Source organism: Rhizobium sp. N621 (genome assembly GCF_001664325.1).
In the GTDB taxonomy this organism is placed as follows: domain Bacteria; phylum Pseudomonadota; class Alphaproteobacteria; order Rhizobiales; family Rhizobiaceae; genus Rhizobium; species Rhizobium esperanzae.
Map to the genome: position 1 here is coordinate 4,296,126 of NZ_CP013495.1, position 26,131 is coordinate 4,322,256.

A 26,131-nucleotide genomic window follows, 5' to 3' on the forward strand; every position below is an offset into this window, starting at 1 on the left:
GGCGCCGAAGCGCCCGTTGGGAAGTCCGATATGCGTTTGCCGGTCAGTAGCGGCAACGAGCCTCGTAGCGGCGGCCGTAGCGATCGCGATAGATGCAGTAGCCGCGGCGTTCGACCGACTGGCCGATGAGAGCGCCGGTCAGGCCGCCGGCAACGGCGCCGACAGCGGCACCACCCCAGCTGTTGGTGACGGCGCCGCCGATGACCGCACCGGTGCCGGCGCCGATCGCCGTGCCCTGCTCGGTCGCCGTGCAGGATGCGAGAGCGCCCACGAGCGCGCCAATAAGAACAATCTTCTTCATCATGTCGTAACTCCCCAGGTTGTCGGGCTTTAGATGCGGCCCATTAGTACAAGGATAATGATAATGACGAGAACTAGCCCCAAACCGCCGGAAGGTCCATAGCCCCAGCCACGGCTATAACCCCAATTTGGCAAGGCTCCGATCAAGAGCAGAATGAGGATAACGAGAAGTATCGTGCCAAGCATGGTGTTTTTCCTTCATTTCATCCGCAATCTGGATGGACAAGAAACACGCATTGGCGATTTTTGTTCCCGGTTGGGCGCGTGAATTAGGACGCAAGGCGATTCATGGTTTGTGAACCGTCACCCCCGACAAATCGCTCGTATGGTTAAAAAGGCGTTTATATACAATAGGTTGCGGTGAACAAAGCGGGAAGGCCTGGATGTCTTCGATTCGTCGGTGATTCGTTCCGTTTTTGATCGGTCCAGCGGCGCAAGCGGGCCAGGCTTAACGCTGTGTGAATTTGCTCGCCGGAAGATTAACACCGACGTGACGAGACCTTTCCGCTGCCCCGCATCTAGCGGCGGACCATCACGACGCCACCAGATATGGCCGTGAACGAAAGGGGAAAACAGCACAGTCGGCGATCCGTCGCCGATTCGTTCCGGATTTGATCAAAGGGTTAATTTCGGCGCATTTTTCACTTGACTAAAAGCGCATGACAGACCTCCGGCAGGGCGACAAAAATGCGAACAGGAGAGAGTCCCGCGATTCAGCATTTAGTAGGAAAAAGTGATTCAAAATCAATACTTAGCCGTGAACAAAAGCTGAATCAGCAGGAGTCAGCGATTCGTCTCTGATTCGTTCTCACGCTGTTCCAAATCGGAAACTCGGACCGCCTAGACGACTCGCAAAGGTCGCAATCCCCGGCGCATTTTGAAATCTGCCCTTGCGTTTGCGGCGGCAGCTGTCCATGTGTTCTGTGCCTCATCGAGAGGGCAAAACTTTTCCCGGGGCGCGCTTGCCTCACTTGCATGGACCATGACTCTGACTTCGCAGCCGATGATTCTGAGCGGGCGCGGTGTGACCGCGGTGCTTGGACCAACCAATACCGGTAAGACCCATTATGCCATCGAGCGCATGGTCGCACACGGGACCGGCGTGATCGGCCTGCCGCTCAGGCTCCTGGCCCGCGAGGTCTATACGCGGGTGGTTGAGAAGGTCGGTTTGCAGAACGTGGCGCTGGTCACCGGCGAAGAAAAGATTTCGCCGCCCAATGCGCGTTTTTCCGTTTGCACGGTCGAGGCGATGCCGCGGGAGACCAAAGCCGCCTTTGTCGCGATCGACGAGGTGCAGCTCGCCGGCGATCTCGAGCGCGGCCATATCTTCACCGACCGCATCCTGCACCTTCGCGGCCGTGATGAAACGCTGCTGCTGGGTGCAGGGACGATGCGGCCGATTCTGCAGCACATCCTGCCCGGGATTACGATCGTCGAGCGGCCGCGGCTTTCGCATCTCCTTTACGCCGGGCAGAAGAAGATCACGCGGCTGCCGCAGCGTTCCGCCATCGTCGCCTTTTCCGCCGATGAGGTCTATGCCATCGCCGAGCTCATCCGCCGGCAGCGCGGCGGCGCGGCGGTCGTGCTGGGGGCGCTCAGCCCGCGCACCCGCAATGCGCAGGTCGCGCTCTATCAGGCGGGCGACGTCGAATATCTGGTGGCGACCGATGCGATCGGCATGGGCCTCAACCTCGACGTCGATCACGTCGCCTTCGCCCAGGACCGGAAATTCGATGGCTACCAGTTCCGCAACCTCAATCCGGCCGAACTCGGCCAGATCGCCGGCCGCGCCGGGCGGCACGTGCGGGACGGCACCTTCGGCGTCACCGGACAGGTCTCGCCCTTCGACGAGGAACTGGTGCAGCGCATCGAGGGACATGAATTCGACAACGTCAAGGTTCTGCAGTGGCGCACGACGGAGATGGACTTCTCCTCGATTCAGTCGCTGCGCGCCAGCCTGGAGGCCGGGCCGCGCGTGCCCGGGCTGACGCGGGCGCTGCCGGCGGTCGACCAGCAGGCGCTCGAGCAGCTTTCGCGCTACCCCGAGGTAATGGACCTCGCCGACAGGCCAGCCCGTGTCGAAAAACTCTGGGAGGCTTGCGCGCTGCCCGACTACCGGCGTATCACTCCGGCCCAACATGCCGATCTTATTTCGACCCTCTTTTCCGATCTCGTGCGCTATGGCACGGTAAATGAGCAGTTTCTTGCGGAGCAGGTTCATCGCTCGGATCGAACTGATGGGGAAATTGACACGCTTTCGGCGCGAATCGCGCAGATAAGGACCTGGACCTACGTTTCGAATCGGCCCGGCTGGCTTGCCGATCCGACACATTGGCAGGAAAAGACGCGGGAAATCGAAGATCGATTGTCCGATGCGTTACATGAAAGGTTGACGAAACGCTTTGTTGATCGCAGGACATCTGTGCTCATGAAGCGCCTGAGAGAGAATGCGATGCTGGAAGCTGAAATCAGTGTGAATGGCGATGTCTTCGTTGAAGGACATCATGTAGGGCAGTTGAGTGGATTCCGTTTCACCCCGGTGGCGGGAACGGATGGACCGGATGCCAAGGCGGTTCAGGCTGCGTCGCAGAAGGCGCTCGCGCTCGAGTTCGAGGCCCGTGCGGCCCGGCTGCATGCCGCGGGCAATAGCGATCTGGCGATCGGTTCGGATGGCTTGATCCGTTGGCTCGGCGATCCGGTGGCGCGGCTTTCCGGCAGCGACCACGTCATGCGTCCGCGTGTGATTTTGCTTGCCGACGAGCAGTTGACGGGCAATGCCCGCGATCACGTCGCCGCCCGTATCGAACGTTTCGTCAATCATCACATCAGCACGGTGTTGAAGCCGCTGGACGATCTGTCGCGCGCCGAAGACCTGCAGGGTCTTGCCAAGGGCCTTGCCTTCCAGCTGGTCGAAAATCTCGGCGTGCTCTTCCGCCGTGACGTCACCGAGGAGGTGAAGTCGCTGGATCAGGAGGCTCGCGCCTCCATGCGCCGCTACGGCGTACGTTTCGGTGCCTATCATATCTTCGTTCCGGCCCTTCTGAAGCCGGCACCTGCCGAACTGATCACGCTGCTCTGGGCGTTGAAGAACGACGGTCTCGACAAGCCGGGCTACGGCGATCTCATTCCCGTGCTGGCCGCCGGGCGCACCTCGGTGGTCACCGATCCGAGCTTCGAGCGGATGTTCTACAAGCTCGCCGGCTTCCGTTTCCTCGGCAAGCGCGCCGTGCGCATCGACATCCTGGAGCGGCTCGCCGATATCATCCGTCCGCTGCTGCAATGGAAGCCCGGTCAGAGCAATCGTCCGGAAGGCGCCTATGACGGTCGCCGTTTCACGACGACGACGGCGATGCTGTCGATTCTCGGGGCGACGCTCGAGGACATGGAAGAGATCCTCAAGGGCCTCGGCTATCGCGCCGATGCCGTGAAGGCGGAAGAGGCGTCGGCCCATCTTGCGGCGCAGGACGCAGCTTCAGCCCCCGCCGCCTCCGCGGAAACATCCGCGGAAGAAGCGGCGGAAAAAGCCGATCACGACGATGCCGACGGAGCGACCGAAGAGGCTGCTTCCGAGCCATCCGCAGCCGAGCCAGCTTCGACGGCGGCCGACGTCCCCGCGACAGAAGCGAGCGACGGCAACGCGGCGGCCGAAGAGACGGAGGCAACCGCTTCGACAGAGGCTGCCGCTTCCGGGGAAGCTGGCGAGCCGGCGGAACCGAAGCCGGTTCTTTTGTGGCGTCTCGGCGGCCGCAATGACAATCATCGCCAAGCACGCGGCGGCCATGGCGAACGCCGGGGCGGCCAGAACCAGGAGCGCGGCGAGCGCAATCGCCGCCCGAACGGTGGTGAAGGCGGCGAGGGCAGCCGTGGCGGCGACGGGCGCGACAACCGCTACGGCCGCGGCAAGGACGGTGGCGGCCGCGACGGCGGCAGGCCGCAGCAGGCAAGGGGCGAGCGCAAGGACCAGCCGCGCGGTGATCGTCAGGATCGTGGCGACCGGAAGGACCGCGGCGAGCGTAACGATCGCAATGACCGTAACGACCGCAACAACAATCGCGGCGCCCAGCCGCTGCGCTTCGAGGCCAAGCCGCCGCGCAAGGAGAAGCCGATCGATCCGGATTCGCCCTTCGCCAAGCTCGCAGCTCTCAAGGAACAGATGAAGAAGTAATCATGGGCGGGGAGACACAGCCGGCAAGCGGTTCGCGCCAGCGCATCGACAAGTGGCTGTTCTTCACGCGCATGGTGAAGTCGCGCTCGCTGGCCCAGAGCCATGTCCAGTCGGGGCACGTGCGCATCAACGGCGAGCGCTGCAGTCACCCGAGCCAGGTGGTCAAGCCGGGCGACCGCGTCGAACTGACGCTGGAGCGGCGCGACGTCGTCCTCGTCGTGCGTCTCGCCGGGGAGCGGCGGGGTCCTTATGAGGAGGCTCGCCTGCTCTACGACGACCAATCCCCACCGCCGGATGAGACAAAACGCCTCACGCCGTTTGAGCAAGCGACCCGTGCGACCGGTACCGGCCGTCCGACCAAGAAGGAAAGACGCGCAATCGACAGGCTGATGTCGGACGAGGATTAGAAAACTCTGTCTGTGGTGGCGGCTTTTGCAGATCGTTTATCCTTGAAATCCGGCGCTAAAGCCGATAGGTCACTGACAACTTGCCGGAAGCGTGCTTGCCTGCCAAGCCTGTCCACGCTTTTCGCCCGGCAAGGGGATAGGCGCGACGTTCCAGGTTGCCCGGCCCCATCCGCATGAAATCCTGGAGTTCTTCATGACCTATGTCGTGACCGACAATTGCATCAAGTGCAAATACACCGATTGCGTGGAAGTCTGCCCCGTCGACTGCTTTTATGAAGGCGAGAATTTTCTCGTCATCCATCCCGACGAATGCATCGATTGCGGCGTCTGCGAACCGGAATGTCCCGCCGAGGCGATCAAGCCGGATACCGAGCCGGGCCTCGACAAATGGCTGAAGATCAATACCGAGTACGCCAGCATCTGGCCGAATATCACGGTCAAGAAGGACCCGTTGCCGGAGGCCAAGGAAATGGATGGCCAGACCGGAAAATTCGAGAAATACTTCTCCGAAAAACCCGGTTCCGGCGACTAAGACGGTTGCGCGATTCGGCCGCCGCATTTGAGCGGCCATGCGGTGAAACGTTTTAAATCCTGCGTCTGGCATATGGGTGATCTGTGTTGCCCGCATGACTCAGGCGAAGCAAATTATTGATTTCCTCATATTTTTATGATAGGTTTCGCCTACTGTTCCATTTGTGGCATGACGCATGCCCAAAACCATCACGAAAGCAAAACAAATCCGTACGCGGTTTCCGTGACATATCAACGCTTTGAGCGCCGGGTCCCCCAGATCGCGCGCAAGAAGTCCTTGCTTTTGCCTGATGGGACCAGAGTGAAGTCACCCGACGGATGCAACCGTCTCAACCGGGCCTGACTGACCCGGCTCCGGCCGCCGCCGGAAGCGTAACAGGGAGTTTTTGAATAGAATGACGACTCAGCAGAAAAAACCTTCTACAGCACGTCACGGCTTCAAGACCGGTGAATCGATCGTCTACCCCGCTCATGGCGTCGGTACCATCACCGCTATCGAAGAGCAAGAAGTTGCCGGCATGAAGCTTGAACTTTTCGTTATCGATTTCGAAAAGGACAAGATGCGCCTGAAGGTTCCGGTCGCCAAGGCGATGAGCATCGGAATGCGCAAGCTTTCGGAAACGGATTTCGTCGATCGTGCGTTGAAGGTTGTGCAGGGCAAGGCGCGCGTCAAGCGCACCATGTGGTCCCGCCGCGCTCAGGAATATGATGCCAAGATCAATTCCGGCGATCTAATTTCCATCGCTGAAGTCGTGCGTGATCTCTATCGTGCAGAAAACCAGCCCGAGCAGTCCTATTCCGAGCGCCAGCTCTACGAAGCAGCGCTCGATCGCATGGCGCGCGAAATCGCCGCTGTCAACAAGATGTCGGAAACCGAAGCCGTCCGCCTCGTCGAGACCAACCTCAACAAGGGTCCGAAGCGCGGCAAGGCGATCGAAGAAGACGATTCGCAGGACGAAGCCGCTTAAGGCAAGCCTGTCTCTCCCATGAAAAAACCCGGCCTTCGCGCCGGGTTTTTTATTGGAACTTTTTCCCGACTGACGCGTTTACTCCACGTAATTGCGGACTGCTCGTCGGGCGCTGGCTCGTCGGGCGAACTGCTATTCCGTCAATATTCGGTGAGGAGCGGCTCATGCCTTTTCAATATTGCCCGTTCGGCAACGTGAAGAAACAGGTCCGACCCAGCCGTCTTAGCGGCACATGATGAGAAATAGGGCCTTTCCCTGAAAAGTCCAGGGTGAGGCCCTTTTGCATTCGGAACCCCATTCAATCCGGACAGCGATGTTCCGGAAGGTGAGTTTTATTGTTCATTTTGAGGGCGAAGGCCTGTTTCGGGAGATCGAAATGAAGAACATGTCTGCAGATCGGCGCATGATCAAAATCGCGATGGCCGCCCCCTATCTCGCCCGTCAGGAAGAGCACGATCTCGCCACCCGCTGGAAAGATCACGATGATCGCGGTGCGCGCAACCAAATCGCCATGGCGCATATGCGCCTGGTTATCTCCATGGCCGGTAAGTTCCGCAATTTCGGCCTGCCGATGAGCGACCTCGTGCAAGAGGGCTATGTCGGCCTGCTGGAAGCCGCCGCGCGTTTCGAACCGGAACGCGACGTGCGCTTTTCGACCTATGCCAGCTGGTGGATCAGGGCGTCGATCCAGGATTATATCCTGCGCAACTGGTCCATCGTGCGCGGCGGCACCAGTTCGGCGCAGAAGGCGCTATTCTTCAATCTGCGCCGCCTGCGCGCCAAACTCGCCAGGGGCGATACGCAGCTGACGCTGCAATCCATTCATCAGGAAATCGCCGCGGCTCTCGGCGTCAGCCTCGCCGATGTGCAGACCATGGATGCCAGGCTTTCAGGCAACGACGCTTCGCTGCAGGCGCCTTCCGTCTCCGGCGATTCCGAGAGTGCGGAGAAGATGGATTTCCTCGTCAGCGACGATCCGCTGCCGGACGAGCAGGTTTCCAATATGATCGACGGCGAGCGCCGCCGCGTCTGGCTCGCCTCGGCGCTGAAACATCTCAACGAACGCGAGATGAAGATCATCAGCGCCCGGCGCCTGGCGGAAGACGGCGCCACGCTTGAAGAACTCGGCGCCGATCTCGGCATTTCCAAGGAGCGCGTGCGCCAGATCGAAAGCCGGGCGATGGAAAAGCTTCGCAGCGCACTGGTCAGCGCCGACCCCCATATGGCGGCCTACGCTTGAACTTCTTTACCCTCCAGCAGCACTGACTGGCCCGGCGCAAGCCGGGCTTTTTTTATTCGGCGATGATTTTGACGCGATCGCCAGGGGAAACGGCCGCACCCGTCGGCAGGGCATTGATGAGCTTGAAGAGATCGAGCTTGCGGTCGGTGCCCATCATGCGGGCGGCAAGCGTCGAGATGTTCTCGCCGGGCCGGACGGTGACGACGCGAATGCGCAGCGGCTTCAGCGAGGCAGCTTCGGCTGGTGTCATGCGCCGGAAACTGGCGCGCAGAACATTGGCCGTCGGTTCGAGGGCGTCGCTGCCTTTCGGCACGGCGGTCAGGAAACGGAAGATCTGCGCATTATTGCGGATGACGGTGACATCGAAATCCCAGCGGTCGGCACTTGCGCGCGCGGTGGCTGCTTCCATACCATTGACGGTGATCTGCTGAATGGTCGATGGGTCGAGACCGGTCACCCAGCCGCTGGAGATGTAGTTTGTGAGGCTCTGGTTCTGGTTGTCGGCGACGCCATCGAAGCGGACGGCGATGTCGTTGGGACCGGTGGCCATCACGGCTTCGACCTTATTGTCGATCTTGAAGTCCACCGGCACGTCGAAGCGGATGCCGAGGCCGCCATGCAGGAAAGTCTGGCCGCGTACGTAACCTTCTTCCGGGCTGTCGCCGTAGAGCAGGCCGTCAATGCCGTCGAGATAATAATCGCGGCCCTTGTCGCCGACCGTCCCTTCCTGGCCAAAGGCGCGCGCATGGGTGCGGGCCAGCTCGATGCGCTGGGCGGAGTTCGGATGGCTCGAGAGGAAGTCGAGGCTTTGGTCGGCTTCCGGGTCGACCGACATGAAGCGGCTGTAGGCCGCCATGGAATCGAGGAAACGGGCGGCGGCATAGGGGTCGTAGCCGGCTTCGCCGAGCATGCGCACGCCGATGACATCGGCCTGCAGCTCCTGCTGGCGGGAGAAGGCGGCAAGCCTGAGCTTGCCCCGGGCAAGCGCCTGCTTGCCGGCGATGTCGCTCGAAAGGACCTCGGCGACGACGCGGCTGGCGATGACTTCGGCTTCTTCGCGCTTCTGCCGCTCGATACCGTGGTTCGCTGTCACGTGGCCCATTTCGTGCGACAACACAGCGGCGACTTCCGAGGCGTCGTTGGCAAGGGCGAGCAGGCCGCGGGTGACGTAGAGATACCCGCCCGGCAGCGCAAAGGCGTTGATCGCAGGCGAGTTCAGGATGGTGATGCGGTAGGACTGGCTCGGATTCTCCGACACCGCCGTCAGCGCGCCGGCGATGCGGGCGACGAGGCGCTCGGTCCTGGCATCCTTATATTCGCCGCCGTAGCTTGCCACGATACGCGGATGCTCGCGGGCGCCCATCGCCGCGCGCGGATCGTTCTTCTGCACCTCGTCGACGATCTGGGGATTGGAGGAAGGCGAGATGCTCGGCTGGTAGGACTGTTCGATCAGCGACTGACACCCGTTCAGCGCCATTGCGACGGTTGAAAGCAGCGTGAGGCGACGGGCGAAGCGGCGCGCCGCAGAGATGGCATCACTGGAAAGCGCGGGCGATTTCCACGTCGTCAAGCTGTCCAGTCTGGTTCTCCGCATCATGTCGCTGTTTTGCCGGTTTGCCGCAGATGGGGACCGGCCTTGGCAAGGGGAACTCAACAGGTGCGCACCCCTGATCTCGCGCCGCATGCTAGGCCGATACACGTCGTTGCTGTAACTGATTTACGCATCGGTTGCATAGCGAGACTCTGTTTAATTGTGGCGCCGTTGCATTTTAGCAAGCCTCAGGCATCGAGGTTCCCTTCGCTCGGATGAAATTATGGCGAAAATTCCGTCACCAGGCATAGATTTGTCGGCGGCACGGAAAAAGAACGGCGTGATTGAAGCAACAGGCTGGAAAACGGCAGCTCTCCGAGAAAATCGCAACTTTTAATTTATTTACGCGATAATGGAACGTCTGCTGGTGAAATATTCCCGTATGCCGCCCGCTATTCCGCCGCTTCCGCCGCCGCCGATTGCGGTCGCTTCGTTTCCCCGGTGCGCGGCAGCTGCACGGGCTTCAGCGTCATTGCGGCAGCAAGGCCGATCAGGGCAATGGCGCAGGAAGTCATAAAAAGGGGCGAGAAGGCGGCGGCATAGACATCCGCGACGGCCTGGCGGCTCGCTTCGGGAAGGGCAGCCATCATCTTCGGCGTCAGCTGTTCGATATCGGCAACACCGGGAATGGGAGCGCCGACCTTGCCGAGCCCGGAGGCGATGATCGCTCCATAGATTGATATGGCGATCGAGGCACCACCCATGCGCGAGAGCGTGACCGAGCCGGTCGCGGCGCCGACGTCGCGGGCGGGGGCGGCATTCTGCACGCCGATGACGGGGACCTGCTGCGCAAGGCCGATGCCGATGCCATGCAGCATCATGATCGCGCCGATGAAAGCGATCGGAGTTCCCGCATGGACCTGCGACATCAGCGCGAAGGCAATGGCGCTGCAGGCGAGGCTTGCGATGGCGAAGGGTTTGTAGCGGCCGGTCATCGAGATGATACGCCCGGCCGACAGCGATCCGCAGACGAGACCACCGGTCAGCAGAATGAAGAGAAGGCCGGCGGCCGATGGCGAAAGGCCGGTCGTCGTCTGCAGGAAGAGAGCGAGATAGTTGACCATGCCGATGGCGATGGCGCCGCCCATCACCGATATTACCAGCAGCAGGCTGAAGGTCGAATTGCGGAAGAGCTGCAGGGGAACGATCGGCTCCGGTGCACGGCGCTCGACGAACACCCAGGCGACGGCGCAGACGGCGCCGAAGCCGACAATCCCCATGCTCTGTGGTGAGATCAACGAGCCGAACAATTCGCTGCTGTCTGTGGCAAGCACGATGCTCGTCGTCGTCAGCGCGATCAGGAGCGCGCCGGCATAATCAATCTTCGGGCGCCGATGCGGCTTGCGGTAGGGCAGCATGAAGGCAAGGCCGGTGAGCACGATGAAACCGATCGGCACGTTGACGAGGAAGATCGAACGCCAGCCGAAGAGATCGCTCATCGTTCCCCCGAGCACGGGTCCGATCGCGCCTGAAGCCATCAGCACGAGGCTGGAATAGCTTTGATAGCGCGCCCGATCGCGCGGCTCGAAGAGATCGGCGTTGACGGCAAAGATCGATACCATGATGCCGCCACCGCCGAGGCCCTGCAGCACACGGGCGGCGATCAGCGCGTTCATCGAGTCGGCGAGGCCGCAGACCGCGGAGCCGATGGTGAAGATTGCGATCGCCGTCATCATCACATATTTGCGGCCGAAGAGATCTCCGAGCTTGCCGTAGAGCGGCATGACGGCGCTGAGCGCCAGCAGGTAGGCCGAGCCGATCCAGCCGAAACGCTCGAGATGGCCGAACTCACCGACGATCGTCGGCAGCGCCGTGGAGACGATCTGATTATCAAGCGTCGCCATGAACATGGCGGTCATCAGAAAGAAGAAGAGGATAAGCCGGCGACGAGGATCCGTCACGAGCGGCGCAGGCGCGGGTTGCATGTCCATGAGGCGTACTTCCGGGTTCGAATTATTTTATGTGCCATCAGCATGTAATTGTCAATGACACATAAGTGACCCCGGCATATTCAATTTTGACCTCCGCTCTGTTATGGTTCCATCATGAATGAGACGCTGACGAAGATTCTGTCCAACAGTCGGGCCGAGCCGGACGATGAGAATCTGCCTCGCATTGGCAGGAGCATGGCGCGCATGCGTCTGATGACCGGGCGGCGGCTGATCGGCAGGCTGGCGATCCAGAGTGCCGCACCGGGCCTTGAGCTTTCCCATCTCGACGTGCTGGACGCCGTGCGGCGGGCTGAGCAGCCCGGCGAGGTCACTGTCGGCATGATCGCAGAGATGCTGCGCATCGATCCGTCGCGCGCCAGCCGGGTCGTGGCCGAAATGGTCGGACGCAATGTGTTGCGGCGCGAGGCCTCACAGGCTGATGCGCGGCGGATCGTCGTTGTCATCACCGACGCTGGCCAGGCGCTGCTTGCCGAGATCCACGCGCAGAAAATAGCCATCATCTCCGAGATCGTCTCCAATTGGCCACACGAGGATATAGAGCGTTTCGCGACGCTGTTCGAACGTTTCATCGGTGGCTACGAGGCGATCTTTCTGTCGCGCGACAAGGACACGCCCGGTTGAGGCGAAAGCGCCGTCCGTCGGTGCCCCTTCCCCTCGCCCCCCCGTTTGCGCTAAGGGCAATGCCCATGAGCCAATCCACCTTCACCATTCTGCTCGGCGGCGAACTCAGCCTGACGGAACGCCTGCGCCAGGCGATCGGCGGCAGCCGCTTCATCGCGGCCGATGGCGGCATGCGGCATGCGATGGCGCTTGGTGTCATGCCTGAGCTCTGGGTCGGCGATTTCGATTCGACGCCCCCCGATCTCGAAGCGGGTTTTCTCGATGTGCCGAAGCAGCCCTATCCCGCAGCCAAGGCGGCAACGGACGGCGAAATCGCCGTGTCGGAAGCGATCGCGCGTGGGGCGCGGCGGCTGATCCTCGCCGGCGCGCTCGGCGGCGACCGCTCCGACCATGCGCTTCAGCATCTGCTGTCGGCTGTCGGCCTGGCGGAAAAGGGTTTCGACGTTCTGCTGACCTCGGGCAAGGAAGAGGCAGTGCCGCTGGTTCCCGGCACGATCGAGCTCGATCTTCCCAAAGGCAGCCTGTTTTCCGTGCCCGGATTTGGTCCGCTGACCGGACTTTCGATCGAGAATGCGCGTTATCCGCTCACGGATTTCCACCTGCCGTTCGGCTCATCGCGCACCATTTCCAACGTCGCGGAAGGCAAGGTTCGCTTTTCGCTCGAGAGCGGCCGGGCGATCGTGCTTGCCCGCCCCTATGATCTTTCCGGAGTCTGATTTTTGGCCCCTCCCATCCTCAAACTCGACGATATCTTCCTTAGCTTCGGCGGCGCACCGCTTCTGGCGGGTGCAGCGCTGCAGGTCGAGCCCGGCGACAAGATCTGCCTCGTCGGCCGCAACGGCTCGGGAAAATCGACACTGCTGAAGATTGCCGCCGGCCTGGTCGAGGCGCAGTCCGGCGAAGTCTTCCGTCATCCGTCATCGACGGTGCGCTATCTCGAACAGGCGCCGGATTTTGCCGGCTTCAGCACGGTCCAGGCCTATGCCGAGGCCGGGCTGGGACCGGGCGACGACCCCTATCGCGTCACCTATCTTCTGTCGCATCTCGGCCTGACCGGCGAGGAAGATCCGGGCACCCTTTCCGGCGGCGAATCGCGCCGGGCCGCCCTTGCCCGCGTGCTGGCACCGGAGCCCGACATTCTCCTGCTCGACGAGCCGACCAACCATCTGGACCTGCCGACGATCGAATGGCTGGAAGGCGAGCTGCAGAAGACCCGCAGCGCCCTTGTGCTGATCTCGCACGACCGGCGTTTCCTGGAGAAGGTTTCGACCGCGACCGTCTGGCTCGACCGCGGCGCCTCGCGCCGCCTCGACAGGGGATTCGCGCATTTCGAGGCCTGGCGCGACCAAGTGCTGGAGGCTGAGGAGCTGGAGCAGCACAAGCTCGGCAAGGCGATCGAGCGCGAGGAACACTGGCTGCGCTACGGCGTCACGGCCCGGCGCAAACGCAATATGCGCCGCCTCGGCGAGTTGCAGTCGATGCGTTCGCAATATCGCGGCCACAAGGGACCGCAAGGCACGGTGCAGGCGACGGTTTCGGACGCGCAGGAATCCGGCAAGCTGGTCATCGAGGCCGAGAAGATCACCAAGAGCTTCGGCGACCGGGCCATCGTCACACCATTCTCGATCCGCGTGCATCGCGGCGATTGCATCGGTCTCGTCGGGCCGAACGGCGCCGGCAAGACAACACTCCTGAAAATGCTGACCGGCCAGCTTTCGCCGGATAGCGGCACGGTAAAACTCGGCACCAACCTGGAGATCGCCACCCTCGACCAGAAGCGCGAGGACCTCGATCCCGAGGATACGCTTGCAAACTACCTGACCGACGGGCGCGGCGAAAACCTGCTCGTCAACGGCGAGCAGCGCCATGTCACCGGATACATGAAGGAATTCCTGTTCCAACCGGAACAGGCGCGCACGCCGATCAGGAGCCTCTCCGGCGGCGAGCGCGCCCGGCTGATGTTGGCGCGCATCCTCTCGCGCCCGGCAAACCTCCTGATTCTCGACGAACCCACAAACGATCTCGATATCGAGACGCTCGACCTCCTGCAGGAGATCGTCGCCGGCTTTCCCGGCACCGTCATCCTCGTCAGCCACGATCGTGACTTCCTCGACCGCACCGTAACTTCGACGATCGCGCCCGCCGTGCCGGATGCGCCCGACGGCCGATGGATCGAATATGCCGGCGGCTACACGGACATGTTGGCGCAGCGCAAGGGCGCACTCGAAGAGCGCAGGAAAGCCGAGAAGGCGGCAGAAAAACCGAAGACGCAGGAGACAACCGCTTCCGGCGCAGTCTCGAAGGGCAAGCTTTCCTTCAAACAGAAATTCGCGCTTGACAATCTGCCGAAGGAGATGGCCAAGACCGAGACCGAGATCGCCAAGCGCGAACTGGTCATGGCCGATCCCAGTCTCTTCACACGCGACCCCGCTGCCTTCAACCGGCTTGCAGGCGAGATGGAAAAGCTGCGTTCCAGCCTGACCAAGATGGAAGAGGAGTGGCTGGAGCTCGAAATACTGCGGGAAGAGCTGGAAGGCTGAGACTCTCGCACTCAACCGCTCGCCTCATCTGTGCGGGCAAAGATTCAGCCAGACGATTTGGGCAGCTCTAAAGCGCCGGCGCGGGCACGGCGGCTGCGCCGGCGCTGGCGCTGGCGCCGGTCTGGACGACCTGCTGCTGCGGCTCTTCGGATCTCGAAGGCAGAGCCTGCAGATGCAGCACCCGCGGCTGCAGCGCCTCCAGATAGGTTTCAGAGCGGCCGATATAGATCATGCCGGTTTCCGGCATCGAAGTCAGCACGCTGCACATCGTTTCCTGCCATTCCGGCTCCATGCCCTCGAGCACTTCGTCGAAGATGATCCATCGCGGGCGCACCAGCAGCAGGCGGGCGAAGCCGATCGCCTTCTGTTCATCGCCGTCGAGCAGCTTGTCCCAGCGGGCGCGGGTATCGAGCCTCGCGATCAGAGAGTGCAGGCCGGCCTTTTCAAGGGCCGCCTCGACGGCAGCCTGCTCGTAGGCATCGGGGCTTTCGGGGAAGGCCAGCGCCTCGCGCAGCGTGCCGCCCGGAATATAGGCGATCTGCGGAACGAACAGCATGTCGTCGATCGGCGGCAGACCCATCGTGCCGCTGCCGCACGGCCAGAGCCCGGCCAAGGCCTGAAACAGCAGCTTGCGGTTGACGCTATGATCGCCGTTGATCATGATTTTTTCGCCGGCCTTGATCACGATATCGGTTTCACGCAGGCGAAAACCGCCGCATTCCTCGATGTCTTCGCCGATCTTGGCATTGATCACCACATCCTTCAGCGTCAGCCTGTCGGCGGCGGTGTTTTCATAGGCGATGCTGCCTTTCACGCCAAAGTCCTCGTCCATGTCGAGCAGCGCCTGGCGGAAGTCGGTGACGCGCATCAGCGTGGCACGCCATTCGGCGATCGGGCCGAAATTGGCGACATACCAGCGCAAGGCGGTATTGACCTGGTTGAAGGCGCCGACCGACATCATCAGCTGGCCGAGGGTGAGGCCGCCGGAAAAATAAGCGGGTGCGGCAACGATGATCGGAATGACGATCACCAGCCAGCCGTAGCCGGCCGAAACCCAGGTGAGATTGGTATTGGCCATGGCGAGCCGCTTGACGACCCTCAGTACCGAGCTGATGTCGGTATTGATGCGCCGGCGCTCGTTCTCCTCACCGCGGGCGACGGTGATGGCCGGCATGTTCTCGTTGGCATGCATCAGCGTGAAACGCAGCTCGGCCTCCTTCGAGAACCGGTCGGCATTGAGCTTGACCAGCTTGCGGCCGACGACCTGGCTCAGCACTGAGGCGGAAGCGGCATAGAAAATCGCCGCCCAGACCATATAGCCCGGTATGGAGAAGCTGTGGCCGCTGATGCGAAAGATGAAGCCGCTCGACAGCTCCCAGAGCACGCCGATGAAGCTCACCAGAAGGATGGTCGACTGCAAGAGGCCGAGCACGAGTCCCGTCGTGCTTTCGGCGAGGTTACGGGAATCTTCGTGCAGGCGCTGGTCCGGATTGACGCCGATCAGGCCGCTCGAGGCGAGCCGCAGCGCCCGCTTGCGCTTCAGCCACTGGTCGACGAGATCACGCGACAGGCCCTCGCGCATATAGAGCGCCGTCATCTGGTTCAGCCAGGCCTGCAGCACGTTGAGCAGCAGCAGCGTGCCGGCAATCATTGCGAAGATTTCGAGCTGGTGGAAGAACTCGCCGAGATCGCGGCGCTCGAGCGAATCGTAGAAGGGGGCGTTCCACTCGTTGAGGATGACCTGGCCATAGGCCGTCGCCAGGATGACGAGGATCAGCACGGTCGCCAGAAACAGCACCTTGCCACGCACTTGCGAATTCCAGAATGCTGAGAACATCACCCCGAGGCGATATGTCAGGCTGAAATCATACCCTACTCTATCCTGCTTCCGGATGCCCGGCCTCCCTTCGATCTTATCTGCCATCACGCTTTTCCAACACCGCCCATACTGTCATTATTAACATGGTGGCGTTACCGGTCTATCAACAGATTCTATCAGTCATTAAAGTGTGATGATTCTTGACGTGCCGCCCCGCATGCATTCGGAGTTGATTCGCGGCTCAACTGGGACTAATTAAGGCACTCCGTGGTGATTTGGCCGGCCGGCTTGCAGCCACGTTAAAAAAGTCGCTAAAGGGCCGCGTGCGGACCGGTAGCGATTTTTTCGCCGCCGGTTTTTTATTTTTGATCGAGTTGACCGCAAATGCCCATCAAGATCCCCGATACGCTGCCCGCTTTCGAAACCCTGGTTCAGGAAGGTGTGCGGGTGATGACCGAGACGATGGCGATCCGTCAGGATATAAGACCGTTGCAGATCGGCCTGCTCAACCTGATGCCCAACAAGATCAAGACCGAACTGCAGATGGCCCGTCTCGTCGGCGCTTCGCCGCTGCAGGTGGAGTTGTCGCTCATCCGCATCGGCGGGCACAAGGCGAAGAACACCTCTGAAGATCACCTGCTCGCCTTCTATCAGACCTGGGAAGAGGTGAAACAGCGCAAATTCGACGGCTTCATCATCACCGGGGCGCCGATCGAGCTCCTGCCCTATGAGGACGTCACCTATTGGAAAGAGATGCAGGAAATTCTCGACTGGACGGAAACCAACGTCCATTCGACGATGAACGTCTGCTGGGGCGCGATGGCGGCGATCTATCATTTCCACGGCGTTCCGAAATACGAGCTGAAGGAAAAGGCCTTCGGCGTCTACCGCCACCGGAACCTGAAGCCTTCCTCCATCTATCTCAACGGCTTTTCCGATAATTTCGAGGTGCCGGTGTCGCGCTGGACGGAGGTGCGGCGCGCTGACATCGAGAAATCCGACAGCCTGGAAATCCTGATGGAATCGAGCGAGATGGGCGTCTGCCTCGTGCATGAGAAAAGGGGCCGGCGGCTCTACATGTTCAACCATGTCGAATATGATTCCACCTCGCTTTCCGACGAGTATTTCCGCGACGTCGATGCCGGCGTGCCGATCAAGATGCCGCACAATTACTTCCCGCATAATGATCCGACGCTTGCCCCGCAGAACCGCTGGCGCAGCCACGCGCATCTCTTGTTCGGCAACTGGATCAACGAGATTTACCAGACGACGCCCTATGACGTCGAAGAGATCGGCATGGATCTCTGAACGGCATTTCTTTCTGACCTGCCCGGTTGCGGTTTGGAACAAATGCGGGCAGGTTCCGGTCCGGAACCCTATAGCGCCGCGCGTCTTTATCGGACGCGCAAAGGAACGGACGGTCGATCATGTCGGATAAGTTGGAGCGGGAAGTTTTCGGGCAGACGAAGGCGGACGAAACCGTCTATCGCGTCGTCATCAAGGGCGGCGGGCTGACGGCCAGGATCATCACCTGGGGCGCCGTCATCCAGGATCTGCGCCTAGCAGGCCATGAGGCGCCGCTTCAACTCGGCTTCGAGGATTTCGACAGCTATCCCCTCTATTCGGCCTATTTCGGCGCGACGCCCGGCCGCTGCGCCAACCGCGTCGGCGGCGGCAGGTTCACGCTCGATGGCAAGGACTATCAGCTCGAGCCGAACGAAAACGGCGTCACACATCTGCATGGCGGCAGCGACAATATCGCCAAGCGCAACTGGACGATCGTCGAGCATGAGGCCGACCGCCTGGTGATGAAGATCGTCGATCCCGACGGCCGCGCCGGCTATCCCGGCAATTGCACCATCCAGGCGACGTTCCGGGTGCACGGCAACGGCGAACTGTCGATCACCTACGAATCAACAAGCGATCAGCCGACGCTCGCCAATGTCTGCCAGCACGCCTACTTCAATCTCGACGGCCGCGACGATGCGCTGGGCCACGACATCATGATCGCCGCCGATCACTATCTGCCGACCGACGAGAAGCAGGTGCCGACCGGCGAAATCCGGCCCGTTGCCGGCACCGAATTCGATTTCCGTGAGATGGCCCCGATGAAGCGTTTCGTCGGCAGCGAACAGGTGCTCTACGACCATAATTTCTGCCTGTCCCGCGAACGCACCGCCAAGCGGACTGTGGCACTCGCCCGCAGCCTCTATTCCGGCGTGTCGCTGGAAGTGCGCAGCACCGAGCCTGGCGTGCAGTTCTATGCCGGCTTCAAGCTCAATACAGGGGCTCCCGGCCTCGGCGGGCGCAAATACGGCCCGTTCGCCGGCTTCTGCCTGGAGACGCAGGTCTGGCCGGATGCGATCAACCACGAGGGCTTCCCGAATGCGGTCCTGCGTCCGGGCGAGGTGCTGCGCCAGGAAACGGATTATATCTTCACCAAGAGCTGAGCGTTCTAAAGCGCGTCGCGATCGTTCAGATTCGCTCCTCGCGCTTTAGGTTTTTGCTTTTACGCATGTCGCTATCGCAAACCGCCCCACACTTTTGCGCGCATGCTCTGAGACGCACGGCTGTCAAATTTGACCGCTATGAACCCTCTTCGGATTGCCGGAGAGGGTTTTTTCTTCTGCGTCCTGCGATTCAGGCTTGCCGATTGGTTCTATATAGGTTCTATTGTATGTCCATGGATAGAACCAGTCTAGTAGCTGAACTCAATAGACGCGGCCTGCGCGGCGAAGCGCTGGCTGGGCCGCTCTACAAGCGGCTGGCGCAAGCGCTGACCAGCCTCATTCAGGAGGGCTTGCTGAAAGCCGGCACGGCGCTGCCCGGCGAGCGCGACCTTGCCGAGGCTCTCAAGCTCGGCCGCGTCACCGTGCGCACCGCCTATCGCGACCTGATGGCGGCGGGCGCACTGGAATCGCGCCATGGAAGCGGTACTTTCGTATCCGGCAAGGTGGAGCGCATGGAACAGTCGCTCTGGCGGCTTTCCTCCTTCTCCGCCGACATGCGCTCGCGCGGGCGTCTGCCGGCCGCACGCATCTTGTCGCGGGAGGTCAACACGCCGTCGCCGGAGGAATCCTTCCTGCTGGGCCTCGGCGGCGACGAACCGGTGCTGAGGCTCGACCGGCTGCGCCTTGCCGATGGCCTGCCGCTGGCAATCGAGCGCGCCGTCGTGCCGGTCAAGTTTCTGGGGGAGAACGCCGGCGGCGAGGGATCGCTCTACGATGCGCTGGCGTCGAATGGCCATCGGCCGGTGCGTGCGCTGCAGCGGCTGACCGCCGTCACGCTCGATGCCTCCTATGCCGCGATGCTGAACGTCAAAACAGGCGCGCCGGCGCTTCTGATCGAACGTGTCTCGCGCCTGGAAGACCAGCGTGTCGTCGAATACACGCGCTCGCATTATCGCGGCGATGCCTATGATTTCGTTGCCGAATTGAGAATTGGAGATGACCATGAGTGAGAACCAGTCGCTGATGCTGGAGGAAGCCGGCCAATCACCCGAGGTGGTGGCCACGCTTCTCGAAAAGGAAAAGCCGGTCTTTGCCGAGATCGCCCGGCTGTTTTCGTCCGCCCGCCCGAGCGTTGTGACGACGGCGGCGCGAGGTTCCTCGGACCACGCCGCCACCTTCTTCAAATATCTGTTCGAGATCACCTGCGGCGTCCCGGTCGCCTCGGTCGGCCCGTCGATCGCTTCCGTCTATGGTGCTGCCCTCCACCTGAACGGCGGCGTGCATTTCACCGTTTCGCAGTCGGGCGCGAGCCCGGACATCGTCGCCCTGCAGGAGGCGGCGAAGAAGGGCGGCGCGACGACGATCGCCGTCGTCAATGTCACCGACAGCCCGCTTGCCAAACAGGCCGATATCGTCCTTGGCCTCAATGCCGGCGCGGAAAAGAGTGTGGCGGCGACGAAATCCTTCATCGCCTCCGTCGCCGCGCTGTCCGGCGTGACGGCTGCGATCGGCGGCGCGTCCGACCTGCAGGCAGCCCTGGAAAAACTGCCGGAGGCGCTTTCGGCGACCGCCGGGATCGACACGGCGGCGGCCGAGGAGGTGCTGTTCCATGCGACCTCGCTCTATACGGCCGGCCGCGGCCCGGCTTTCGCGATCGCGCTCGAAGCGGCGCTGAAGGCCAAGGAAACCTCCGGCCTGCATGCCGAGGCCTTTTCGCTGGCGGAACTGATGCATGGCCCGATGCGCCTGGTGCAGCCGGGTTTTCCGATCGTCGCCTTCGCACCCGACGATGCGGCTTTCGTCAATAACGGCCAGGCGCTGGAGCGCCTGCAGAAGCTCGGCGCCACCACCGTCGGCTTCTCCACGCAGCCGCTCTCCGGGATCAATCTTCGGGTGCCGACGACCGGCAACGGCCTCATCGATCCCCTGGTGTCGCTGCTCGTCTATTACCGGCTGATCGAGTCGGTGACGCGCCGCAAGGGCTTCGACCCCGACCGGCCGGCAAACCTGCTCAAGGTGACGGAGACGGTCTGATGGCCCGCAAGATCTTCGTTGGCGCCCGCATCTTCGATGGCGAGCGCTTCCATGACGACAGGGCGCTCATTGTCGCGGGCGGCCGCGTCGAGGCGATCGTCGCAGGAAACGACCTGCCGGGTGGCGAGACGGTCAAACTGGAAGGCGGCGTCCTGTCGGCCGGCTTCATCGATGCGCAGGTCAATGGCGGCGGCGGCCGAATGCTGAACGATGAGCCGTCGCCAACGTCGATGGATATCATTGCCGGCGGGCATCGGCCCTACGGCACGACGTCGCTGCTGCCGACCTTGATCACCGATACGTCGGAGGCAACCAACGCCGCCATCGAGGCGGCGAAGGAGGCTGTGAAGGAAAACCGCGGCGTTGCCGGCCTGCATCTCGAAGGCCCGCATCTGGCGCCGGCCCGCAAGGGCGCGCATCTGGCCGAATTGATGCGGCCGGTCGAGGACCGCGACGTCAAGGCCTTCATTCGGGCGCGTGAGGCGATCGGCACGCTGCTTGTCACTATTGCCGCCGAGCAGGTGACGGTTGCTCAGGTGTGCGAACTTGCGGAAGCGGGCGTCACCGTCAGCATCGGTCACTCCGATTGTTCTAGCGAGGCGGCGGAGGAACGTTTCGATGCCGGAGCGCGCGGCGTCACGCATCTCTTCAACGCCATGAGTCAGCTGGGGCACCGTGCGCCAGGCCTGGTCGGCGCCGCGATCGATCATCCCTCCACCTGGTGCGGCATCATCGCCGACGGTCATCACGTCGATCCGAAGGCCTTGCGCACGGCGCTGCGCGCCAAGCGCGGTGAAGGCAAACTGTTCTTTGTCACCGACGCGATGTCGCTCGTCGGTTCCGAGAAGGATTCGTTCACGCTGAACGGGCGCACCGTCCGGCGCGAAAGGGGCGGCTTCTGCTCGAAGCTGGTGCTGTCCGACGGCACGCTCGCCGGCTCCGACGTCGACATGATCTCGACGATCCGTTACGGCGTCACCTATCTCGACCTAACGCTCGCCGAGGCCTTGCGCATGGCGACCCTTTATCCCGCACGTTTCCTCCGGCTTGCCGATCGCGGCCATCTCTCGCCGGGCGCGCGCGCCGATCTCGTCCATCTCACCGACGCGCTGACTGTTACCGCCACCTGGCTTGCCGGCGAAGCGGCCTGACCCTCAAGGAGACGTAGGATGACTGATATCACCGATGCCTATTTCTCCAATCTGATCGGTCGGCTGGAGACGTTGAAGCAGGCGCTTGCCGAGGCGATGGCGCAGGCAGCGTCGGTGATCCTCGATGCAGCCCGCGGCGACAAGCGCGTTTATGTCTTCGGGACCGGCCATTCGCATATGCTGGCGGAAGAAGTGCACTATCGCGCCGGCGGGCTCGCCTTCACTGTGCCGGTGCTTGTCGGATCGGCCATGCTGCACGAAGGTGCGGTGATCAGCTCGGTCTATGAACGGACCCAGGGCCTGGTGCGGCCGATGCTGGAGCGTTACGGCATGCAGCCAGGCGATGTCATTATCATTGCATCGAATTCGGGCGTGAACGCCGCTCCGATCGAGGCCGCCGACTACGCCCGCGACATCGGCGCGAAGGTGATCGCCATCACCTCGATCGCCTATTCGTCAGCGATCGCCAATGGCCGCCGCCGGCTCGCCGACGTCGCCGACGTGGTGCTCGACAACGGACTGCCGCCGGGTGATGCCGTTGTCGATCTAGAAGGCACCGGGCTTCGGGTCGGACCGGTCTCCACGGCGGTCGGGGTGACTGTTATCAATGCGATCTTCGCCGAAGTCGCCTCGGAGCTTTCCAAGTCAGGCAATGCGCCGGTTTATCTCAGCGCCAACATGCCGGGGGCAGCCGAGATCAATCAGAAGCTCGTCAAGAAATACCGGCCGCGCAACCCGCACCTCTGAGAGCGCACCTCGTTGGGCGTCTTCAAACTTTCCGAAATTCTAACCGGTAGATCACTTCTTCGCCGGTCGTCGGGTCTGTTCCCGGCGCGTCGCTGATCACCAGCCTATCGCCGTCGAGGATGTAGGGACGGATGAGGTCGGTTGTGCCCCAAGCCGGATTCCAGCTCGCATCGACATGGTGGATAACCCTATCGTCCTCCAGCGTGTAGGAAGCGGAATAGGCCAGCATGGAATCGAAAAGCGCGATCTTTTCATCGTCCGCGGGGCGCGGCCCCTTGAGCGCGGGCCGATGACGGTTCACGACCAGCGCCATCATGCGTCCATCGGCATGATAGGCGATATATCCGATGGGATCGGCCCCCATGGCGTCGGTCACTTCACCTGACGCCACGACCTTTCGGGTCCAGGAGATCATTCGCCAGGTTCCAACCAGTGCGGCAACATTCGCCATCGGTCCCCTCCAAAAGCGCTGTTGGATGAGCCGACAATATCAGATGGTGGATGTGCGGGACAGATGTAGCCGCGATACCGGTCGAGGCTGCTTCGACTTCGGAACCGCCGAGACGGCGGCCCCGTATTCATGCATGCGTCGAGAAGTAGCTGCTAGAAGCAGCCCTTGCCGAGATCAATCCTTGGCGCGTTCGACGTAGGAATTGTCTTCCGTCGCGATGACGACGCGGGTGCCGGCATCGATATGCGGCGGCACCGAGGTACGGATGCCGTTGGAGAGCATGGCCGGCTTGTAGGAAGAGGACGCCGTCTGGCCCTTGACGACCGGTTCCGTCTCGACGATTTCGAGCGTGACGTGGCGCGGCAGTTCGAGCGCCAGCGGAATGCCTTCGTGGATCGACAGGATGCAGGTCATGCCTTCCTGGAGATAAGCCTTCTGGTCGCCCATGGTTTCCTGGCTGACGACCACCTGGTCGTAGGTCGCCGGGTTCATGAAGTGGAAGCCTTCGCCATCTTCATAGAGGTACTGGAAGTTGACGTCTTCGACGAAGGCGCGCTCGACCTGTTCGGTGGTGCGCCAGCGCTCGGAGACCTTCACGCCGTCGACGATGCGGCGCATGTCGACCTGAGTGACCGGCGTGCCCTTGCCCGGATGAAAGTTCTGGGCGGTGAGAACGACGTAGAGCTTGCCGTCCACGTCGAGAACGTTGCCCTTGCGGACCGAAGAGGCGATGACCTTGACCATAAGACTTCCTTGTAACTCGGCTTTCGGCGTCGTAGAGGACTGTCGAGACGCCCCAAGACGCAAATGTTTTTCTTTGGGGGCGCAACTAACCTAAAATCCGGGAAATAGCCACCCCCATACCCGCTTCTCCGGCGAAGAAAGCTTGGAATGAACTTTTCGGCCAAAGTGTCCCCCTGGTGGACCCCGTCCGTGCACGCCGATCGCCGCCCATTCCTGATCGGGCGCAATGCGATTCAGGCGGCATTGCGCGGGTTTTTCGCGCGCGAGGATTTCATCGAGGTCGATACGGCGGTGCTGCAGGTTTCGCCCGGCAACGAAGCGCATCTGCATGCCTTCGCGACGCAGGCGATAACGACGGACGGTCAGACGGCGCCGTTCTACCTGCACACCTCGCCGGAATTCGCCTGCAAGAAGCTGCTTGCGGCCGGCGAGAAGCGCATCTCCTGTTTTGCCCATGTCTACCGCAACCGCGAACGCGGGCCGTTGCACCATCCCGAATTCACCATGCTCGAATGGTATCGGGCCGGCGAAAGCTACGAGAGCCTGATGATGGATTGCGTGCGGATCCTGGCGCTGGCGGCAGAAACGATAAAGACGCCGGTGTTCGCCTATCGCGGCGCCGAGAGCGATCCCTTCGCGGGACCGGAGCGGATCAGTGTCGCCGAAGCCTTCGAGCGTCATGCCGGCATCGATCTTCTCGCTTCCGTCGCTGCTGACGGATCGACCGATCGCGATCATCTGGCGGCCGAGCTCAAGCGCGTCGGCATGCGTGTCGCCGAAGACGACGGCTGGGCCGATCTGTTCAGCCGGGTGCTGGTCGAAAAGATCGAGCCGCATCTCGGTTTCGGCCGCATCACCATTCTCGACGAATATCCTGTCTCTGAGGCCGCACTTGCGCGTCCCTCGGCGCGCGACCCCCGGGTTGCCGAGCGTTTCGAGCTCTATGCCTGCGGCGTCGAGCTTGCCAACGGTTTCGGCGAGCTCACCGACGCAAGCGAACAGCGGCGGCGCTTCGAGATCGAGATGGCCGAGAAGGCGCGTATCTACGGCGAGATCTATCCGATCGACGAGGATTTCCTTTCGGCACTGTCGCTGATGCCCGAGGCAAGCGGCATCGCGCTCGGCTTCGACCGGCTGGTGATGCTGGCGACGGGAGCGTCGCGCATCGATCAGGTGCTGTGGGCGCCGGTCGCGGAGTACGGAAGATGAATGCAGTCAAACCGGTCAAAAACGTCGACGATCTGGTGAAGGCCGGGCTTGCCGCGCCTGCCGACCGCGCAGCGCTCGAGGCGGTGGCCGCCCGTTACACAATTGCCCTGACGCCTGCCATCACCACACTGATCGATCGCAACCATCCCAACGACCCGATCGCCCGGCAATTCGTGCCTGACACCGCCGAACTCATCGTCGCGCCGGAAGAACGTGCTGATCCGATCGGCGATCACGCTCACAGCCCGGTCGAAGGCATCGTGCACCGTTATCCCGACCGGGTGCTGCTGAAAGCCGTGCATGTCTGCCCGGTCTATTGCCGCTTCTGCTTCCGCCGCGAAATGGTCGGGCCGCAGGGCCTCGGCACGCTCGATGCGGCGGCGATGGAGGCAGCCTTCGATTACATCAGGAGCCATCAGGAGATCTGGGAGGTCATCCTGACCGGCGGCGACCCGCTGGTGCTTTCGCCGCGCCGGCTCCGCGAGATCATGGAGGCGCTCGCTGATATCTCGCATGTGAAGATCGTGCGTTTCCACACGCGCGTTCCCGTCGTCGATCCGGAGAAAATCGACGCGGCGCTCATCGCCGCGCTGAAAGCGAGTGGCAAGACAGTCTATGTGGCGCTGCACGCCAACCATGTCACAGAATTGACGGCGGAAGCGCGTGCGGCATGCGCGCGCTTTATCGATGCCGGAATCGCCATGGTCAGCCAATCGGTGCTGCTCAAGGGTGTCAACGACGATCCCGCAATTCTTGCCGAACTGATGAAGGCTTTCGTCGAGACCCGTGTCAAACCTTATTACCTGCATCATCCCGATCTCGCGCCGGGCACTAGCCATTTCAGGCTGACGATCGAGGAGGGGCAGAGGATCGTGGCGGCGCTGCGCGGACGGATTTCCGGTCTTTGCCAGCCGACCTACATCCTCGATATTCCGGGCGGTCACGGCAAGGCCGTCGTCAGCGGAAGCAGCATCCGGCCGACGGGCGACGGCTGTTATTCCGTTTCGGATTACCGCGACGGCGAGCATTGCTATCCGCCCACTGACGAGGCTTAGCGGCTTTCCGTATCATTTCTGTACTCGCGGCGCCGGAAGCTGTGTCGAGCATTATCGCCGAATTGATCTTAGCCAGTTGATATAAAATAAATATTCGCGCCCCTCCGGAAGGATCGCTAAAATCCTAACTATGAGGAACAATCATCTTTAACCCAA

The 26,131-nt window shown here is 61.9% G+C and carries 23 protein-coding genes and 1 riboswitch; of the genes, 16 read left to right on the forward strand and 7 right to left on the reverse strand.

The window, feature by feature from the left end; translation table 11 throughout:
* Window positions 1–43: 43 nt before the first annotated feature.
* Together AMK00_RS20630 and AMK00_RS20635 are read right to left on the reverse strand one after the other, a co-directional pair.
* On the reverse strand, window positions 44–304 hold the full coding sequence (locus tag AMK00_RS20630) for a YMGG-like glycine zipper-containing protein (RefSeq protein ID WP_009991900.1): 261 nt from the start codon (window positions 302–304) through the stop codon (window positions 44–46).
* A gap of 26 nt (window positions 305–330) precedes the next feature.
* On the reverse strand, window positions 331–486 hold the full coding sequence (locus AMK00_RS20635; protein WP_003543790.1) for a DUF3309 family protein: 156 nt from the start codon (window positions 484–486) through the stop codon (window positions 331–333).
* Window positions 487–1,282: 796 nt separating this feature from the next.
* Between AMK00_RS20635 and AMK00_RS20640 the strand changes: the two genes are divergently transcribed.
* The 5 genes from AMK00_RS20640 to AMK00_RS20660 all read left to right on the forward strand — a co-directional run bounded on the left by AMK00_RS20640 (window position 1,283) and on the right by AMK00_RS20660 (window position 7,611).
* Window positions 1,283–4,465 (forward strand): helicase-related protein, encoded by a 3,183-nt coding sequence (locus AMK00_RS20640; RefSeq protein WP_064811545.1) that lies wholly within the window; start codon window positions 1,283–1,285, stop codon window positions 4,463–4,465.
* A 2-nt stretch (window positions 4,466–4,467) separates the two neighbouring features.
* Complete coding sequence (locus AMK00_RS20645; RefSeq protein ID WP_064811546.1) at window positions 4,468–4,872, forward strand: RNA-binding S4 domain-containing protein; 405 nt, start codon at window positions 4,468–4,470, stop codon at window positions 4,870–4,872.
* Window positions 4,873–5,065: 193 nt separating this feature from the next.
* Window positions 5,066–5,404, forward strand: a complete 339-nt coding sequence (gene fdxA, locus AMK00_RS20650) for a ferredoxin FdxA (RefSeq protein ID WP_011427210.1) — start codon at window positions 5,066–5,068, stop codon at window positions 5,402–5,404.
* A gap of 394 nt (window positions 5,405–5,798) precedes the next feature.
* Window positions 5,799–6,371, forward strand: a complete 573-nt coding sequence (locus tag AMK00_RS20655; protein WP_011427211.1) for a CarD family transcriptional regulator — start codon at window positions 5,799–5,801, stop codon at window positions 6,369–6,371.
* 376 nt (window positions 6,372–6,747) lie between these two features.
* Window positions 6,748–7,611: an RNA polymerase factor sigma-32 gene (locus AMK00_RS20660; RefSeq protein ID WP_064806404.1), complete on the forward strand. Its 864-nt coding sequence runs from the start codon at window positions 6,748–6,750 to the stop codon at window positions 7,609–7,611.
* Window positions 7,612–7,663: 52 nt separating this feature from the next.
* Here the strand turns inward: AMK00_RS20660 and AMK00_RS20665 are convergent, their stop codons facing one another.
* The gene (locus tag AMK00_RS20665) at window positions 7,664–9,208 is read right to left on the reverse strand and encodes a M48 family metalloprotease (RefSeq protein WP_064805637.1); all 1,545 of its coding nucleotides are present in this window, start codon (window positions 9,206–9,208) and stop codon (window positions 7,664–7,666) included.
* Window positions 9,209–9,594: 386 nt separating this feature from the next.
* Entirely contained in the window at window positions 9,595–11,133 is a 1,539-nt protein-coding gene (locus tag AMK00_RS20670) for an MDR family MFS transporter (protein WP_064811547.1), read from the reverse strand.
* Window positions 11,134–11,247: 114 nt separating this feature from the next.
* Here AMK00_RS20670 and AMK00_RS20675 point away from each other — a divergent pair, with 114 nt between their 5' ends.
* The 3 genes from AMK00_RS20675 to AMK00_RS20685 are packed head-to-tail and all read left to right on the forward strand — an operon-like array spanning window position 11,248 to window position 14,315.
* Window positions 11,248–11,775, forward strand: coding sequence for a MarR family winged helix-turn-helix transcriptional regulator (locus AMK00_RS20675; RefSeq protein WP_064811548.1), 528 nt, complete (start codon window positions 11,248–11,250; stop codon window positions 11,773–11,775).
* Between the two features lie 59 nt (window positions 11,776–11,834).
* Entirely contained in the window at window positions 11,835–12,491 is a 657-nt protein-coding gene (locus AMK00_RS20680) for a thiamine diphosphokinase (protein WP_170965842.1), read from the forward strand.
* Window positions 12,492–12,494: 3 nt separating this feature from the next.
* Window positions 12,495–14,315, forward strand: a complete 1,821-nt coding sequence (locus AMK00_RS20685) for an ABC-F family ATP-binding cassette domain-containing protein (RefSeq protein WP_064811549.1) — start codon at window positions 12,495–12,497, stop codon at window positions 14,313–14,315.
* 67 nt (window positions 14,316–14,382) lie between these two features.
* Here AMK00_RS20685 and AMK00_RS20690 read toward each other — a convergent pair whose 3' ends face one another.
* Window positions 14,383–16,239: an ABC transporter ATP-binding protein/permease gene (locus tag AMK00_RS20690; RefSeq protein ID WP_064805645.1), complete on the reverse strand. Its 1,857-nt coding sequence runs from the start codon at window positions 16,237–16,239 to the stop codon at window positions 14,383–14,385.
* 152 nt (window positions 16,240–16,391) lie between these two features.
* Window positions 16,392–16,469, forward strand: a riboswitch (SAM riboswitch).
* Between the two features lie 49 nt (window positions 16,470–16,518).
* On the opposite strand from AMK00_RS20690, the gene metA reads away from it, so the two are divergent.
* The 6 genes from metA to AMK00_RS20720 all read left to right on the forward strand — a co-directional run bounded on the left by metA (window position 16,519) and on the right by AMK00_RS20720 (window position 22,516).
* On the forward strand, window positions 16,519–17,442 hold the full coding sequence (gene metA, locus AMK00_RS20695) for a homoserine O-acetyltransferase MetA (RefSeq protein ID WP_064811550.1): 924 nt from the start codon (window positions 16,519–16,521) through the stop codon (window positions 17,440–17,442).
* Window positions 17,443–17,561: 119 nt separating this feature from the next.
* Window positions 17,562–18,584 (forward strand): aldose epimerase family protein, encoded by a 1,023-nt coding sequence (locus AMK00_RS20700; RefSeq protein WP_064811551.1) that lies wholly within the window; start codon window positions 17,562–17,564, stop codon window positions 18,582–18,584.
* 233 nt (window positions 18,585–18,817) lie between these two features.
* A complete protein-coding gene (locus tag AMK00_RS20705) occupies window positions 18,818–19,594 on the forward strand; it encodes a GntR family transcriptional regulator (RefSeq protein ID WP_064811552.1) in 777 nt (258 codons plus the stop codon).
* Complete coding sequence (locus tag AMK00_RS20710; RefSeq protein WP_064811784.1) at window positions 19,587–20,618, forward strand: SIS domain-containing protein; 1,032 nt, start codon at window positions 19,587–19,589, stop codon at window positions 20,616–20,618. Before AMK00_RS20705 ends, AMK00_RS20710 begins: the two co-directional genes overlap by 8 nt.
* A complete protein-coding gene (gene nagA / locus AMK00_RS20715) occupies window positions 20,618–21,769 on the forward strand; it encodes an N-acetylglucosamine-6-phosphate deacetylase (RefSeq protein WP_064805654.1) in 1,152 nt (383 codons plus the stop codon). Before AMK00_RS20710 ends, nagA begins: the two co-directional genes overlap by 1 nt.
* 18 nt (window positions 21,770–21,787) lie before the next feature.
* Window positions 21,788–22,516 carry an SIS domain-containing protein gene (locus AMK00_RS20720; RefSeq protein WP_064811553.1) on the forward strand — a complete coding sequence of 243 codons (729 nt, stop codon included), beginning with the start codon at window positions 21,788–21,790 and terminating at the stop codon, window positions 22,514–22,516.
* Window positions 22,517–22,538: 22 nt separating this feature from the next.
* On the opposite strand, the gene AMK00_RS20725 is transcribed toward AMK00_RS20720, so the two are convergent.
* Both AMK00_RS20725 and efp read right to left on the reverse strand, forming a co-directional pair.
* A complete protein-coding gene (locus AMK00_RS20725; RefSeq protein ID WP_011427225.1) occupies window positions 22,539–22,967 on the reverse strand; it encodes a lipocalin-like domain-containing protein in 429 nt (142 codons plus the stop codon).
* Between the two features lie 174 nt (window positions 22,968–23,141).
* Window positions 23,142–23,711, reverse strand: a complete 570-nt coding sequence (gene efp / locus AMK00_RS20730) for an elongation factor P (protein ID WP_064805660.1) — start codon at window positions 23,709–23,711, stop codon at window positions 23,142–23,144.
* A gap of 147 nt (window positions 23,712–23,858) precedes the next feature.
* Here efp and epmA point away from each other — a divergent pair, with 147 nt between their 5' ends.
* Window positions 23,859–24,920 (forward strand): EF-P lysine aminoacylase EpmA, encoded by a 1,062-nt coding sequence (gene epmA, locus AMK00_RS20735; RefSeq protein WP_064811554.1) that lies wholly within the window; start codon window positions 23,859–23,861, stop codon window positions 24,918–24,920.
* Window positions 24,917–25,975 (forward strand): lysine-2,3-aminomutase-like protein, encoded by a 1,059-nt coding sequence (locus AMK00_RS20740; protein ID WP_064811555.1) that lies wholly within the window; start codon window positions 24,917–24,919, stop codon window positions 25,973–25,975. The genes epmA and AMK00_RS20740 overlap by 4 nt, the downstream gene beginning before the upstream one ends.
* Window positions 25,976–26,131 lie beyond the last annotated feature (156 nt).

Bases quoted from the DNA above. Each gene is read 5' to 3' on its own strand.
- AMK00_RS20630 (WP_009991900.1), bottom strand. From the start codon at position 304: ATGATGAAGAAGATTGTTCTTATTGGCGCGCTCGTGGGCGCTCTCGCA.
- AMK00_RS20635 (WP_003543790.1), bottom strand. From the start codon at position 486: ATGCTTGGCACGATACTTCTCGTTATCCTCATTCTGCTCTTGATCGGA.
- AMK00_RS20640 (WP_064811545.1), top strand. From the start codon at position 1,283: ATGACTCTGACTTCGCAGCCGATGATTCTGAGCGGGCGCGGTGTGACC.
- AMK00_RS20645 (WP_064811546.1), top strand. From the start codon at position 4,468: ATGGGCGGGGAGACACAGCCGGCAAGCGGTTCGCGCCAGCGCATCGAC.
- fdxA (WP_011427210.1), top strand. From the start codon at position 5,066: ATGACCTATGTCGTGACCGACAATTGCATCAAGTGCAAATACACCGAT.
- AMK00_RS20655 (WP_011427211.1), top strand. From the start codon at position 5,799: ATGACGACTCAGCAGAAAAAACCTTCTACAGCACGTCACGGCTTCAAG.
- AMK00_RS20660 (WP_064806404.1), top strand. From the start codon at position 6,748: ATGAAGAACATGTCTGCAGATCGGCGCATGATCAAAATCGCGATGGCC.
- AMK00_RS20665 (WP_064805637.1), bottom strand. From the start codon at position 9,208: ATGATGCGGAGAACCAGACTGGACAGCTTGACGACGTGGAAATCGCCC.
- AMK00_RS20670 (WP_064811547.1), bottom strand. From the start codon at position 11,133: ATGGACATGCAACCCGCGCCTGCGCCGCTCGTGACGGATCCTCGTCGC.
- AMK00_RS20675 (WP_064811548.1), top strand. From the start codon at position 11,248: ATGAATGAGACGCTGACGAAGATTCTGTCCAACAGTCGGGCCGAGCCG.
- AMK00_RS20680 (WP_170965842.1), top strand. From the start codon at position 11,835: ATGCCCATGAGCCAATCCACCTTCACCATTCTGCTCGGCGGCGAACTC.
- AMK00_RS20690 (WP_064805645.1), bottom strand. From the start codon at position 16,239: ATGGCAGATAAGATCGAAGGGAGGCCGGGCATCCGGAAGCAGGATAGA.
- metA (WP_064811550.1), top strand. From the start codon at position 16,519: ATGCCCATCAAGATCCCCGATACGCTGCCCGCTTTCGAAACCCTGGTT.
- AMK00_RS20700 (WP_064811551.1), top strand. From the start codon at position 17,562: ATGTCGGATAAGTTGGAGCGGGAAGTTTTCGGGCAGACGAAGGCGGAC.
- AMK00_RS20705 (WP_064811552.1), top strand. From the start codon at position 18,818: ATGGATAGAACCAGTCTAGTAGCTGAACTCAATAGACGCGGCCTGCGC.
- AMK00_RS20710 (WP_064811784.1), top strand. From the start codon at position 19,587: ATGAGTGAGAACCAGTCGCTGATGCTGGAGGAAGCCGGCCAATCACCC.
- nagA (WP_064805654.1), top strand. From the start codon at position 20,618: ATGGCCCGCAAGATCTTCGTTGGCGCCCGCATCTTCGATGGCGAGCGC.
- AMK00_RS20720 (WP_064811553.1), top strand. From the start codon at position 21,788: ATGACTGATATCACCGATGCCTATTTCTCCAATCTGATCGGTCGGCTG.
- AMK00_RS20725 (WP_011427225.1), bottom strand. From the start codon at position 22,967: ATGGCGAATGTTGCCGCACTGGTTGGAACCTGGCGAATGATCTCCTGG.
- efp (WP_064805660.1), bottom strand. From the start codon at position 23,711: ATGGTCAAGGTCATCGCCTCTTCGGTCCGCAAGGGCAACGTTCTCGAC.
- epmA (WP_064811554.1), top strand. From the start codon at position 23,859: ATGAACTTTTCGGCCAAAGTGTCCCCCTGGTGGACCCCGTCCGTGCAC.
- AMK00_RS20740 (WP_064811555.1), top strand. From the start codon at position 24,917: ATGAATGCAGTCAAACCGGTCAAAAACGTCGACGATCTGGTGAAGGCC.